Raw genomic sequence first — 14,117 nt, 5'->3', positions numbered from 1 at the left:
AGTTTTGGGAGAAAAAATGATTAAGAATCTATTAGAAACTAAACAAGGAAAATATTTGTTTGCTGCTACTCTTTTATTAGTAGTTACTATGATTGTGAGTATTTTAATTATATTAAGCAAGCCAATCAAAACAGAAATTAGTGAAGACAGCACTGAAAATCATGTGGATATTGAAGAACAAATTAAAATAGCTAGATCAAAAATCTATTCTGGTATCTGGTATTCAGATAGAGACGATGAAATGATAATCGAATTTTTAGATGATGGAGCATATAGAGCTGATAAAATTTTAAGCTCTGGTTCTTATATGTTAAATGAACATCAACAAATCATTTTAAATGATGAAAATCTGGGAGAACTTACTTTAGATTTAGAAACTAAATTAGGCAGAACAATTATGCGTGTAAGTTTGAATGATGAATCTTTTTATCTTTATCCAGACAAAAAATTTATGGAAGAAGTATTAGAAAATTATAGTCATCAAGAGATAGTTACTGAAAATATAGTATATCAAAAATGGTTAGATATCTTAGGTCAAGGAGAGTGGAGAACTACATCATCAGAAATAGAATATTCATTAGTGTTCTATGAGGATTATTACCAGCAAGTAAAAAAATCTAAAGATGGTGAAGAAGAAATCATTGAAGTAAAGTTTAAGTTGATCTCTCAAGAAATAGATGAGAATAGTTGCTTATTCATAATTAATTTACTAGAAGGATCTAGAGAGAATATTCAGTTTAGAATTACCGAAGAAAGTTTAATTTATGAGTTAACATCAACACCAGGATCTTTTTTGTGGCAAACTAGCTTTGAGAAATTAATCAGCGAAGTTGAACTTACACAAGATGGTACTACTAAAGCCGATTCGGAGAAAATTTCTTTAGAAATCGATTAGTGTTTCTTATTAAATTTATAGGAGGTGCATATCCGTTGAATCATCAAGAAGATCCAGAACTGGAAGCTTTAAGTTCAATTGGCAAATCTGGAGCAAGAGTTTTCTCAAAACTTTTTCTTCAGATTTCAAAAAAAATCTACAAAAAAAATTTTTTGAAATCTGATAAAGAAAAATACGAGGTTAACAATATAGGCTCTAAAAGAGTCAAAATGACCTTCAACAGAAAGAAAGGAAATCAGAATTCTATAGATAAACCTACTTTTTCTAAAGTAAAAGCGGTGGAGAAGATGAGATTTCTTGAAAAAAAACAAGAAGTAATTCTTAAGGCAAAAATAAAAAATAACGATTTAGAAATAAAGCTAAAAAATAAGATCCAAACAAAAAGTTATATAGTCTAATAATCTAATAAAAAAGTTAATATTCTGTTATGTTGATTCATTTTGAATTTGGAATTTTTAAACTACTATTAGATATTGCCCAGGCTAATTGTTAGAAAGGGAAGATGTGGAGAAATGGAAAAAATTTTTCAATTTATTGTAAATAAGCCCCGCTATATAGTTTGGAGAGGTGTTTTACTTTTTACAACTATATTTTGGCTTATTGTTGGAACATTACTTATCAATCTATAATGTAAGGTTTTTAAAAAAATTAGAAGAGGAAAAACTATGGAAAGAAGAAAGCCTAGTATTAGTAGTACAAATGATTACTTGGATTATATGAAAACGGGAATTAACTGGTTGAGCTTAAAAAAAAAGTACCCTGAAATAACAAGTTACTGGCAATACTTGGAGCTTGAATTAAATATATTAGTTAATTCAGTTAAAAAAGAAAACTTTTTTGAAATTTTAAGTGACTTATTAAAAATAGACTCAAAATTTATAATAATACGTTTGTTAATTTTAGATGACAAGTTGCTTTTTTATACTGAAGATGGTGTGATAAAATTTGTTGAGAATAACTATCTTAATTGGAAAAGCAATTTAGACTTATGTGAAAAAAATGATAATTTCGACAGATCATTAATATTAATTTAAAAACCTTATTCATGTTAAGTAAGTATGAAATTTCTTTTAAAACTGAGTTAATTTTTTAAAATTAGATCGCATTTACTTGAACCAGAAGGAAATAATTTTTTTGGCTTGATTAAGATTTTTTCTAAAAATAACTTAATATTATTTTTTGCAATATTTATCAGATAATAGATCTGACTATTCTTTAATAGCGTATGGATGAAACTTGCAAATTTCATTACAAGAAAGTTGAGCGCTCATTATTGTTTGTGTTTAATTATTTAAGTTTTCTTTGCTGTAATACTTTTTAATTTCGGAAAATTTCTCTGGATTTTTCAATTTTTTCCTAATTTTTGAAATAAATCAGTAGACCCTTCCAGAAGAACTTACGAGATTTCAATTAAGGTCAAGTCTTCTATAAGGAAGTTTATAATAGTATCTTCGAATGCGCAAATTCTATTGTCTCCACCAGAATTTTTTAATAAAGTACTACATTTTAATGTTTATTTTTATTGAAAAGGTTGCTTTACTCAAACTATTTTAGTAACTAATTAGTCAGAACATATTGTCAGTTGTTTAAGTCCACCATAATTCTAAACTTTCATTTGTGAAAATGAATGGAAATTTGTAAAAGTTTAGATATAATCTTTGTATAAAATTGTATATCTTTTAACTTGTCGAACATTTTGAACACTGTTTATTATATTTGTTTTTACAGAACATTTGATAATGTAAATCGGCAATTATCTAATTTTTTCTAACCAACATCTAAACCGATAAATAAGTTCAAGAGAGGTTCTCATTTCATAATTTTCGAGTAATTAGCTACTGAAGATTATCTCTGAATCTTATTTAATAGCCATAATCTTGCCTCATTGAACTCAAATGTTTGCTTCTTAAAAGCCACTCTATTTTATGCTAGAAGGGGAATAAAAGGAGAGAATGATATCTAATGTGTTTGATGCGTGATAAATAATTAGAATGAATGCACGCTTTTTTCTGTAGTTATACCTTCAAAAAAGTATTAGTTTTAGGATAGAGATCGTGTGCAAGAATATTATCAATAAACGGATTTTATTGTCAACTTTAAAAAATGTATAGTGAGGAATAGCCCAGCAGGGTGACTGAAACGATGGAAGTCGTTTTAAAAATAATAAATTACGAGAAGGAAAATATATGCCAAATAGAGGCTTACTTGCAGTATCCGAAAGATATCATTTCAACGCAATGAAGAATATGAATTTTTATAAGGCTTTAGAACATTATAAAAATATTGAAAGTGAATTGAAGAATCAACGTTTGACATCAAGACAAGCTATGGATTTAAAAGAAGCAGAAACAATTATAAGGGGGGCAAAAATTTTTGGACAAAACAAGGATTTTCAAAAATTACTTGTATCTTCTGTCAGGAATAAACATGCAATGCAATATGCCAGATCAGGTATTGAATCATTAAACAATACTCTAGAAATTAAAAAAAAGAAATATTGGATTATGACCAATTCCAGAAAACAAAAAATCGCAAATTATGAAACTGATATTAATAAATTGCACAACCTACAGCGTAGCTATATGGACAATATTAAACAAAGTAAAATCGATGTTTTTAAATACTTTGAAAACTTTGAAAAACACAATGTTTTCATTATTCCAGATGAATTAAAATTGAGTTTAATAAGAGAACAAAACACAATAGCAAGGCCAAATGCTCCTTTACCAGAGCAGAATTCCTACAGAATGCCTAGTGCACCAATTGACGAAAACAATATATATGTTTCGGCGAATGCGCCGGCTTATGATCTAGGGTTATTCGCTGAAGCAAGTGCGCCAGTTTATGATAGAGGAGCACCGCCTAGTTACGAAGCTGCTATTAGTGGAGTGACTTCAGAGGCATATGTTGCTCCTCCGGCTTATACGCCATATGAAAATTTGATCACGGATTTAAGCAATAGCAGCAGGCAAGTATTAAATGTTAACGAACAAGATGTTCGAACTTTACAAAATTTAAGCAATTTAGATATATTAGACGGTAGGGAACAAATTGCAGGTTTGGATTTACAGAGACAGAAAGTAGGCCCAACAAAAGAAGATCCAACAGCAGGCACAAGTAGCCAAAGTCTACAAAAAGATGAGCCGACAGTTAGTACAAGTACAGATAGTTTAACAAAAGAGGGTCCAACAGCAGGCGCAAGTAGCCAAAGTTTACAAAAAGATGAGCCAACAGTTAGTACAAGTACAGATAGTTTAACAAAAGAGGGGCTAACAGCAGGCACAAATAGCGAAAGTCCACAAAAAGATGAGCCAACAGTTAGTACAAGTACAGATAGTTTAACAAAAGAGGGGCTAATAGCAGGCACAAATAGCCAAAGTCTACAAAAAGATGAGCCGACAGTTAGTACAAATGCAGACAGTTTAACAAAAGAAAATCCAACAGCAGGCACAAGTAGCCAAAGCCTACAAAAAGATGAACCGTCAGCTAGTACAAGTGCAGAAAATCTAACAAAAGGAGAGAAGATTAATGACAAAAATCTAGAAGTTGGATTGCATGAAAAAAACAAAGAAAATATGCCTAGTGAATCATCCAAACATACTGAAAGTACCAAGATCCTAGATAAGGATGAGAGCTCTAAAATAAAATATCCTGATATGAGCAATTTGCCTAATCTTGAGGACAATAAATTGAGTTTTAAAAACATTACTGAAAGAGCTAAAAAAGAGACTGTTAAACAGAAAGACAAAACTACTAAGATTAGAAAAGACAAAGAAAGACAAATACTTGCTAATTGACGAGTTTTAAAAAAGTTGTCGTAAATAAATAATTTGAAAAAGCAAATACTAAACAATATATGTTTGTTTGTAGATTAAAAGTTTATATCTATTGTATGTCAGCTGTTAGAATGTCGGCTGTCTAGAAAAAGAAATTTGAAAATAGTGTTTCTATTTCGATGGTTAAAACATTCGAGATTAGATTTTGGTTATCATAGTGATTTTTCGGTTTGGTAATTAAGACCAATAAAATATATACAATAAAAACTGACTTTATATCAATAAGGATTAATAAGTTAGGAAAAATCAAATCTGGGACAGAATCAACTTTGTTCTATCCCAGATTTTTTGTCATTTGCCTTTAATTAATTGATTGACTCAAAAGATATCAGTTCTCATATTTCCATCAGAGTGAGGATGGATTTTCGTGTTAGTATTGCTTTCTTAAAAGTTCATAGGATTATGAAGTTCTCAATAAAGCCTTCGTCTATGATATAATAAGTTCTTTTAATATAGTGAAAAAAGATATAATTATTGTTTCGAAAAGCTTCAAAAAAATTGAAAAAAGGATATGGTTCCTTTAGAAAGTTGTAAAAAAACTAATATTTTCGAATCTGTGAGAAACGTGTATTTAGGTGCTTTAAGACTTTACCATGTTTTGTATTGATTATAAAGATTCTTTATAACTCATGCCAGTTCTTGTTCAAATTTTCAGTTTAACTGTTTCAATCTATCTTACTAAACGGTCCCATTTTACGGATAAAAAATTAATGAATTCCTGATTTGACTGTTTAGTGTTATGAATTTGATTAATCTGTAATTTAGCATTCTTTGTAAATCGCTAGATTAGTTGAAAACATAGAAGGAATTTATAACTATTACTTAGCAATCTAATTCTTTAGTATTAGTAAAAAAGAGGAAATGGATGTTTAATTGAAGGAATATCTTATAAATGAACGATTGAACAGTTTTCAGCTTTTTTCTTGTTCTCAAACAGAAATTAAGAACAAAATCAATCAACCATTAAAGTTTAAGATTGTTATACTAAGTGACTATCTAAAATAACTCTAAAAACTTTTGGCGCATAAATGGCATATATTAAAAGTGCTTGCTGAGTTTCAATTGCAAAAATATTTTTCAATAAGTGATTGAATAATCTTAAATCTGAAATTATTTTAAAACGAATGGCTTGGGCGGACAAATGAACTTGATCAACTCAAGGTCTTAAATATTTTTTCGAAATAAACGATCTTTTCTTTTTGCCAATTGCATATATATATTTAGAATCACAATTTTTAACATTCATGAGTAGATGAAAAAAGTGGAGCTACAACGATCATTATCTATTCTGATGAAAAATTTGTTGAAAATCTTATAATACCAAATTTTCTTTATGGTAATCACTTTTTTTATAATTTTTCAAATAATACTTTGGTTCAAAGCGTGTTTATTATGCAGTACTTTAAACATATTAAAGATCGATATTTTTCAATCTGGAATAAAAATCAGACTGAATTTTTCTCGTAATAAATCAGTCCTAAATAATAGAGAAACAATCTGATTTTGATGTGGATTCTATGATGTTGTCGCTCGTAAATTTAATTGAATCTCTCATGATAATTTATCGAACGTACGTTTAATTTTTGTTGGTTGAAAAAGAAAAAGTAGAAAAATAAATATTTAGTTAGTAAATTAATTGATTGGTTTTACTCATAGAGTTTAGTTTCTTACAAAGAAAGTTCGAGAGCTTTTTTTCAAAAATTTCATTTAAGTGGAAAACCATGATTTTGGATATTTTTGATAAAGATATACTATTAATTTTAGAAAATGTAAGTTGCTATTTTTAATAGCAAACTTTTTCAAATTATACTCATAAGGAATGATAATTATGCGATTGATACCTAAAAGAACTTTAACTTTATTTAGTATTTTCTTGATTGTAATCTTTCCTATATTTGAACCAGTAATCGGTTGGGCTGTGACAATTTCAAGTTCAATTTCCGAAAGCGAGGATAGTACAGAGGAAAATGATACGATAGAAAATGATACGATAGAAAATGATGAACAAAAAGAAACCGAAAAAAGTGATTTAATAAGTGAAGAAACCGCGGTGACTGGAATGTCAGATTCTGAAAAAGATACCGACCAAATATCTACAGAAGAGAAGAACTCAATTGATGTAAATATTCAAGAATCCCTCTTAACAGGAACATGGGGGAGTGTAGAGTGGGATTGGATTGAGGATTCAAGAACACTAGTTCTGAGAGGTGGAGAGGGGGGAACAGTTAGTACCGCTCCTTGGAAAATGAATTATCCGAATGTTGAAAATTTAATAGTTGAGGATGTTATTGAGCTGCCTGCGAACTCTGCTAGTTTATTTTCTCAACTCCCTACATTGTCAAAAATTGAAGGAGGTGGAAATTTCGACACAAGTAATGTGACAAACATGTCTAATATGTTCTTCAATACAACTGGATTAACAGAACTAGATGTTTCAAACTGGGATACAAGTAATGTAGTAAATATGTCTAGCATGTTCTATAATTCTTCAACGAATATTCGTAGTCTTACTTCTATAGACGTATCGAATTGGGATACTTCGAATGTAACAAATATGTCTAATATGTTCTACGTAGTGTATTCAAATAGAAGTTCTTTGGAAAAACTTGATGTATCGAAATGGAACACATCAAATGTAACCAACATGCAATATTTATTTGCAGGAGAAAGTAATTTGCTTGAACTAGATGTTTCAAATTGGAATACGTCAAGTGCAACAAGTATGATAGGTATGTTTAGCAGAGTAAACAGCATAACAGAACTAGATGTTTCAGGATTTGACACAAGCAATGTGACAAGTATGTCTAGCATGTTTAATGGAGTAAACAGTATAACAGAACTAGATGTTTCAGGATTTGACACAAGCAATGTGACAAGTATGTCTAGCATGTTTAATGGAGTAAACAGTATAACAGAACTAGATGTTTCAGGATTTGACACAAGCAATGTGACAAGTATGGCTAGCATGTTTAGTGGAGTAAACAGTATAACAGCACTAGATGTTTCAGGATTTGACACAAGCAATGTGACAAGTATGTCTAGCATGTTTAGTGGAGTAAACAGTATAACAGAACTAGATGTTTCAGGATTTGACACAAGCAATGTGACAAGTATGTCTAGCATGTTTAGTGGAGTAAACAGTATAACAGAACTAGATGTTTCAGGATTTGACACAAGCAATGTGACAAGTATGTCTAGCATGTTTAGTGGAGTAAACAGTATAACAGCACTAGATGTTTCAAATTGGGATACAAGTAATGTAGTAAATATGTCTAGCATGTTCTATAATTCTTCAACGAATATTCGTAGTCTTACTTCTATAGACGTATCGAATTGGGATACTTCGAATGTAACGAATATGTCTAATATGTTCTACGTAGTGTATTCAAATAGAAGTTCTTTGGAAAAACTTGATGTATCGAAATGGAACACATCAAATGTAACCAACATGCAATATTTATTTGCAGGAGAAAGTAATTTGCTTGAACTAGATGTTTCAAATTGGAATACGTCAAGTGCAACAAGTATGTCTAGCATGTTTAATGGAGTAAACAGTATAACAGAACTAGATGTTTCAGGATTTGACACAAGCAATGTGACAAGTATGGCTAGCATGTTTAGTGGAGTAAACAGTATAACAGCACTAGATGTTTCAGGATTTGACACAAGCAATGTGACAAGTATGTCTAGCATGTTTAGTGGAGTAAACAGTATAACAGAACTAGATGTTTCAGGATTTGACACAAGCAATGTGACAAGTATGTCTAGCATGTTTAGTGGAGTAAACAGTATAACAGAACTAGATGTTTCAGGATTTGACACAAGCAATGTGACAAGTATGTCTAGCATGTTTAGTGGAGTAAACAGTATAACAGCACTAGATGTTTCAAATTGGGATACAAGTAATGTAGTAAATATGTCTAGCATGTTCTATAATTCTTCAACGAATATTCGTAGTCTTACTTCTATAGACGTATCGAATTGGGATACTTCGAATGTAACGAATATGTCTAATATGTTCTACGTAGTGTATTCAAATAGAAGTTCTTTGGAAAAACTTGATGTATCGAAATGGAACACATCAAATGTAACCAACATGCAATATTTATTTGCAGGAGAAAGTAATTTGCTTGAACTAGATGTTTCAAATTGGAATACGTCAAGTGCAACAAGTATGTCTAGCATGTTTAATGGAGTAAACAGTATAACAGAACTAGATGTTTCAGGATTTGACACAAGCAATGTGACAAGTATGGCTAGCATGTTTAGTGGAGTAAACAGTATAACAGCACTAGATGTTTCAGGATTTGACACAAGCAATGTGACAAGTATGTCTAGCATGTTTAGTGGAGTAAACAGTATAACAGCACTAGATGTTTCAGGATTTGACACAAGCAATGTGACAAGTATGTCTAGCATGTTTAGTGGAGTAAACAGTATAACAGAACTAGATGTTTCAGGATTTGACACAAGCAATGTGACAAGTATGTCTAGCATGTTTAGTGGAGTAAACAGTATAACAGAACTAGATGTTTCAGGATTTGACACAAGCAATGTGACAAGTATGTCTAGCATGTTTATTAATGTAACTGCACTAACTGAGCTTGACCTTTCAAACTGGGACACTCAAAAACTCACCAATGCAAATGGGATGTTTTCAAGTACTAGATCTCTTGAAAAAATATATCTAGGTAGCAACAGTATTTTTAATCATTTGGAATCAAATGTTCTTTCATTTCCAAATGTAAATCAAAATGATCTATATACAGGAGTATGGATGCATTATTTAGATCAAAATGGAGAGAAGCCAGTTGAATACGTTACCGAGACTTCTTCTAGTCTTTTGAGAACTTATGATGGTAGTAGACCTGGTCTATATAAGTGGCAGCAATATAGTACAATAAATGTTAATTACATTGACAAACTCAATAATAATCTTTTAGATAAAGAAGTAAATATAGGTAAGACTGGTGAAACATTTAAAATAAATAGTCGAGAAATATTAGGATGGAATCTAGTTAATGTAATAGGAGAAACAGAAGGTATCTATTCCGATGGGGAAGTAGATGTTTATTATGTTTACGAATTGAAGGAAACTTCTATATTGGACCCGTTAGACCCTGAGAAAGAGATTTTCCCATTAGAAGCTCCTAACGTATCAAGCGAAATTGAAAGCCTAAGGATTGATTTTGTACCTAATTTATCTTTTGGTATTAAAAGTATTTCCATTTTAGATCAGAAATACTTTGCCAATCCACTAAGGGTAAATGAAAGTGGAGATGAAGAATTAGCAGAACGTCCTAATTTTGTACAAGTTAGTAATTTTAGAACTGACGGTAGCTCATGGTCTCTATCTGTCAGACAAAGTAATCAGTTTTCTAGTGCCAATAATGAAGAGCTATTAGGAGCCGCTTTATCTTTTGACAATATTGATATTATTAGTGTTCATAATAATGAAATTTCAAATGAAGTGAAAAATATCACATTGTATCCAGGAAATATAAGTAATCTAGTAGAATTTGGAATTAATGAAGGTTTAGGCACGTGGATTATTCGTTTTGGCAATTCTGAGACATTTGAAAGAAGCATAAGTTTGGAAGTTCCAGGAAACTCAAATCCTAGTGCGGGTGAATATACTTCTAAAATTGAATGGATACTAAGTGAGGTTCCTTCAAATAATTAGCTCTAATAAGTTTGATGGTAATATGTCATGATAAAATTGTTTTTTTAGACATTTAGTGATGCTAGAGAGATACAATTGGAAAAATAATCATAATCTAATCAGTTTGGCATAGTATTTAACTGGTCTTTACGTGTAAAAAACAAGCTTCTAGTGAGGTGAATTACAAGCTTTTCCAATTATTATGACTTATGAGTCTCGCCAAATCAAATCTAGGTCAGAATGAACCTCATTCTGACCTAGATTTTTTTGTTATCTTACTTTGATTAATTGATTGATCAAAAAGATTCTAATTCTCATGTTATCAAAGAATTTAAATCCATAGGATACTCGCTTCATTGTCTTTAGGCGGATATTTTCCTCTTCTATTTTTTTCCATTGGAGTAAGAGTATGGATCATCGCTTTAGTGAGAAACGAGTATCTAGACTTTAGAAGACTTTCCCATGTTTAATAACATAATGTTTAATCTTTGCAAGATATTTTAACAGAAAGTACCAATACTTTTCATTTTTTTAGATTGTTTTTTGCTTTAAGAAACTCATTATTTCACGAATGCACAACTCATCGAATGTCTGATTCATCTGTTTGACAATATGAAACTGAGCAATCAGTACTTTCGAATTTTGCTAAACACTTTTTGTAAGCTGGATGTAGAAAGCGCTTATGTCGATGACTAGAAATTATACTTCTTCTAGTTTGGTGTCCCTAAGAAATAGCTCGTTAACAGAGGTAATTTAAGCTTCGGTAATCTCCCAGTTTCGCCATCTCTGCTAAGCTTTTATAATCTTTCAAGGCATGAATAACGATTGTCAAAAATATCTGATAGCTTTTCGAAGTAAAAGATAGAGAATTTTTTTAAGTCAATATAGAATTAAGTTAGAATCTAATATATTTCGCAATCAAGTGATCTAGACTTAAAAACTACCCACAAGCTGTCCAACGGCTTCGAAACTTTATATAGACAGAGCACTTTTTTAAGCGTATAGCTATTGGTATCTGATAGTTTTATTAAAAACGGACAAAGGTCTCCTTATTCATATCGACCACATTAAAACCACAACTTCTACAGACAAGAGTAGCAGATCAGAGAACAGAAGTTATGATCAACCTCTTTCCTTCTAAAAGGTCGCGTAAGAGTCCCCAATGACCATCAAATAAGTCGAAGCATTTTTTGTACAATCATTTATATATCATATTGCTCTTTTGAATATTCATACGAGAGAACGACACGTTTTTTGCTATCTAAAAAAATGAGACTGACGAATCAATTATAATTCTTCAATACTCTAACATCATATAACCACTAGTGCTTTTGATTAATGAGAGTTAAATCCAAAACAAACAATTTATTCGCTTTTCAAAGTATCGAAGGAAAGAATTTCATATAGGCATTGGTTAGATAATAGAATAAGAGTAATAAATCTTATTTTTAAAGAAGAGATCTATAATTAAAATTTTTTTACTAGAATTTTAAACTGTATACTGATGAAAAATGTTTTGAAATTTTAATAATTTGTAATTATTCACTAAGGTTGTTATACATAGTACATCGGATTAATTTTTGGGCGAAGATATATGAGCGCTCGGGAACATCTTTTTTGATTCGGGATGTTATTTTATTGTTCGTGACTATAAGTAAAAATGCTATTCAAAAAATCCTAAAGATATGAAAAAAATGATTTTGGTAATAATTCACAAGACTGTATTATGTAATTGTTGTTAACAACAAATTAAAATATAAAGGAGAATCAGTGAATGTTATACAAAAAATTAATTTCTAGTTCTATTATTCTAGCAACTTTGGGTGCCGTTGGTCTAGGCTCTTTGGAGGTTTATGCTCAAGATGCATCTTCACAAGGAATCTTGTCTATCCTTGAAGTAACTGACCCAGTAGCTCCTCCTGTCGATCCTGATGAAGGGGATGATGGAGGTGGAGTAGTTGATCCAGGGGAGCCTTCGAGTCCAGGCGAGATCGGAATTTCAAAAGTAACAGATTGGCAATTTGGGACTTTAGAAAATTATGATCCGAGTCTAGGGGCAACAATGGTGGCATCACGTGTAGAAAATAATACTTTTAATCATGTTATTGTTGATGATAAAAGAGAAGACTCTGGTTCATGGTCATTATCAGTAAGTAGTGATGCATTTAAATCAGGAGATAAATCTTTGACAGGAACAACAATTAAACTGAATTCATTATCAGCAAATAACTATAATCAAACCGCCTCATTTGGTGGACCAAGCTCCTTACAGCTTCTACAAGATAATGAGAGTATGGAGGTTGTAACGGCGATTGATGGTGCTGATGGATTTACAACTATCTCATTAGGTGAAGTAGAATTATCTATTCCAAAGCATCAAAATATCGCAGAAGGCGAAGAATACACATCTGTTATTACTTGGAATCTTACAGCAGAGCCAGCTTGATTTTTAATTATGAGGGTGTGTTTGGGTAACCAACACACCTTTTTTTAAAAATATATATACACAAATTTAAGTAGAAAGTAGTGTGGCTTTAATGAGGCTTCGCATTAAATTGTCTTATTTCCTAAGGAGAGTTATATATATTTTTTTGTTACTAAACATGTTTGTTTTCCCAATAAATGCGTTTGGATCAGAAAATTCACATGCTACTTTTAAAGTAGAAAATGTGGAATCTAATGATTACCTAAACGGGAAAATAACAGAAAGTCTACCAAGTACAAATGAAATAACAAATAGTTTCTTAATTATTCTAGGTGTATTGCTGTTGCTTTTGTTTATTATTTTAGTTAAGCGTAATAAGACAATTATTAATAATTAATCCATAAAGAAACCTCAATTTACTTTGATTACATTCTTTAATGCTAGTTGAACAAATTTTTCAATCCGCGCCTATTCAATAGTTATTAATAGATCTGATTATTAAGAATCTAAAGTTTCCACTTTTTGATTTGTATCTAAAAAATTAGTATCCTCGTTTCATCTATGATAGTAAACAAATATAAATAAATTAGTTTGGACATTATAATAATTGCTTAATTAACCAATTTGTTGGATCTAAGTTAAATTTTTTCCATATTTAATATAATCAGGTATGTTTCGATTTTATTTTTGAGCTTAATTTTAAAAAACAGTTAACTATTGACAATTAATCATTATTAAATCATTAAAAAAATCCAGTTTTATACATTCTAATCTTATTTATAAGGTTAGAATAGTAATTTTAATTAAATATAGATTTCTATGAACGGGTAGAAATACAATCGACATGAAATTGAATGTACCATATTTTATTAAGATTATTTTTTCCAAATTTGCCTATTTTTTGGAGAACTAAAAAAAGGAGGAGCGACATTTGATTGAAATTAGTGATAGAAATTATTATGTTTTGAAATGGGAAAGCTTGTTCAACAACGCTGGGATTAAGAATTATTCTAATTTAAAGAAATATATAAATAATCTTTTTATAGAATTTAAAAGTTTTCAAGAAATAGTTAATAAAGAGAACCTATGGCAAACAATGGCTGTTTTAATTGGCATAGATTCAAAATTAAATATTATCTATTCCTTGTTAAATAAAGATGATCTATTTTGTTTAAAGGAAGATCAAATTTTAGAAATAGTAGAAAAAGATTATCTTTTTTATACCAAAGAATCTTTTGGGTTCAAATTAAATGAAGAACCTAATTTCTCGTTTTTATTCAATGTTAAGTAATTTTCTAT

The 14,117-nt window shown here is 30.3% G+C and carries 8 protein-coding genes and 1 pseudogene; 8 read left to right on the top strand and 1 reads right to left on the bottom strand.

Annotated elements, in window-relative coordinates:
- Positions 1–16 precede the first annotated feature (16 nt).
- The 5 genes from IGI88_RS02960 to IGI88_RS02940 all read left to right on the top strand — a co-directional run bounded on the left by IGI88_RS02960 (position 17) and on the right by IGI88_RS02940 (position 10,414).
- Entirely contained in the window at positions 17–895 is an 879-nt protein-coding gene (locus tag IGI88_RS02960; protein WP_429960177.1) for a hypothetical protein, read from the top strand.
- Positions 896–930: 35 nt separating this feature from the next.
- Complete coding sequence (locus IGI88_RS02955) at positions 931–1,293, top strand: hypothetical protein (protein WP_429960176.1); 363 nt, start codon at positions 931–933, stop codon at positions 1,291–1,293.
- Positions 1,294–1,560: 267 nt separating this feature from the next.
- Positions 1,561–1,929 carry a DUF7006 family protein gene (locus IGI88_RS02950; RefSeq protein WP_429960175.1) on the top strand — a complete coding sequence of 123 codons (369 nt, stop codon included), beginning with the start codon at positions 1,561–1,563 and terminating at the stop codon, positions 1,927–1,929.
- Positions 1,930–3,081: 1,152 nt separating this feature from the next.
- Positions 3,082–4,692, top strand: coding sequence for a hypothetical protein (locus tag IGI88_RS02945; RefSeq protein WP_429960174.1), 1,611 nt, complete (start codon positions 3,082–3,084; stop codon positions 4,690–4,692).
- Between the two features lie 1,867 nt (positions 4,693–6,559).
- A complete protein-coding gene (locus tag IGI88_RS02940) occupies positions 6,560–10,414 on the top strand; it encodes a BspA family leucine-rich repeat surface protein (RefSeq protein ID WP_429969520.1) in 3,855 nt (1,284 codons plus the stop codon).
- A 249-nt stretch (positions 10,415–10,663) separates the two neighbouring features.
- On the opposite strand, the pseudogene IGI88_RS02935 reads toward IGI88_RS02940, so the two are convergent.
- Positions 10,664–11,178 (bottom strand): annotated as a pseudogene (locus IGI88_RS02935) (transposase); the annotation flags it as partial.
- Between the two features lie 989 nt (positions 11,179–12,167).
- On the opposite strand from IGI88_RS02935, the gene IGI88_RS02930 reads away from it, so the two are divergent.
- The 3 genes from IGI88_RS02930 (at position 12,168) to IGI88_RS02920 (ending at position 14,109) form a co-directional block, all read left to right on the top strand.
- Positions 12,168–12,839 (top strand): WxL domain-containing protein, encoded by a 672-nt coding sequence (locus tag IGI88_RS02930; RefSeq protein WP_429960172.1) that lies wholly within the window; start codon positions 12,168–12,170, stop codon positions 12,837–12,839.
- Positions 12,840–12,930: 91 nt separating this feature from the next.
- Positions 12,931–13,215 (top strand): LPXTG cell wall anchor domain-containing protein, encoded by a 285-nt coding sequence (locus tag IGI88_RS02925; protein ID WP_429960838.1) that lies wholly within the window; start codon positions 12,931–12,933, stop codon positions 13,213–13,215.
- Between the two features lie 534 nt (positions 13,216–13,749).
- Positions 13,750–14,109: a DUF7006 family protein gene (locus tag IGI88_RS02920; protein ID WP_429960171.1), complete on the top strand. Its 360-nt coding sequence runs from the start codon at positions 13,750–13,752 to the stop codon at positions 14,107–14,109.
- The last annotated feature ends 8 nt before the right edge of the window (positions 14,110–14,117 follow it).

Origin of the sequence: Enterococcus sp. AZ179 (assembly GCF_050498885.1) — a bacterium.
Taxonomy (GTDB): domain Bacteria; phylum Bacillota; class Bacilli; order Lactobacillales; family Enterococcaceae; genus Enterococcus_D; species Enterococcus_D entomosocium.
This window is presented reverse-complemented; position numbering and strand designations above follow the sequence as displayed.

Bases quoted from the DNA above. Each gene is read 5' to 3' on its own strand.
- IGI88_RS02940 (WP_429969520.1), top strand. From the start codon at position 6,560: ATGCGATTGATACCTAAAAGAACTTTAACTTTATTTAGTATTTTCTTG.
- IGI88_RS02945 (WP_429960174.1), top strand. From the start codon at position 3,082: ATGCCAAATAGAGGCTTACTTGCAGTATCCGAAAGATATCATTTCAAC.
- IGI88_RS02930 (WP_429960172.1), top strand. From the start codon at position 12,168: ATGTTATACAAAAAATTAATTTCTAGTTCTATTATTCTAGCAACTTTG.
- IGI88_RS02925 (WP_429960838.1), top strand. From the start codon at position 12,931: ATGAGGCTTCGCATTAAATTGTCTTATTTCCTAAGGAGAGTTATATAT.
- IGI88_RS02960 (WP_429960177.1), top strand. From the start codon at position 17: ATGATTAAGAATCTATTAGAAACTAAACAAGGAAAATATTTGTTTGCT.
- IGI88_RS02950 (WP_429960175.1), top strand. From the start codon at position 1,561: ATGGAAAGAAGAAAGCCTAGTATTAGTAGTACAAATGATTACTTGGAT.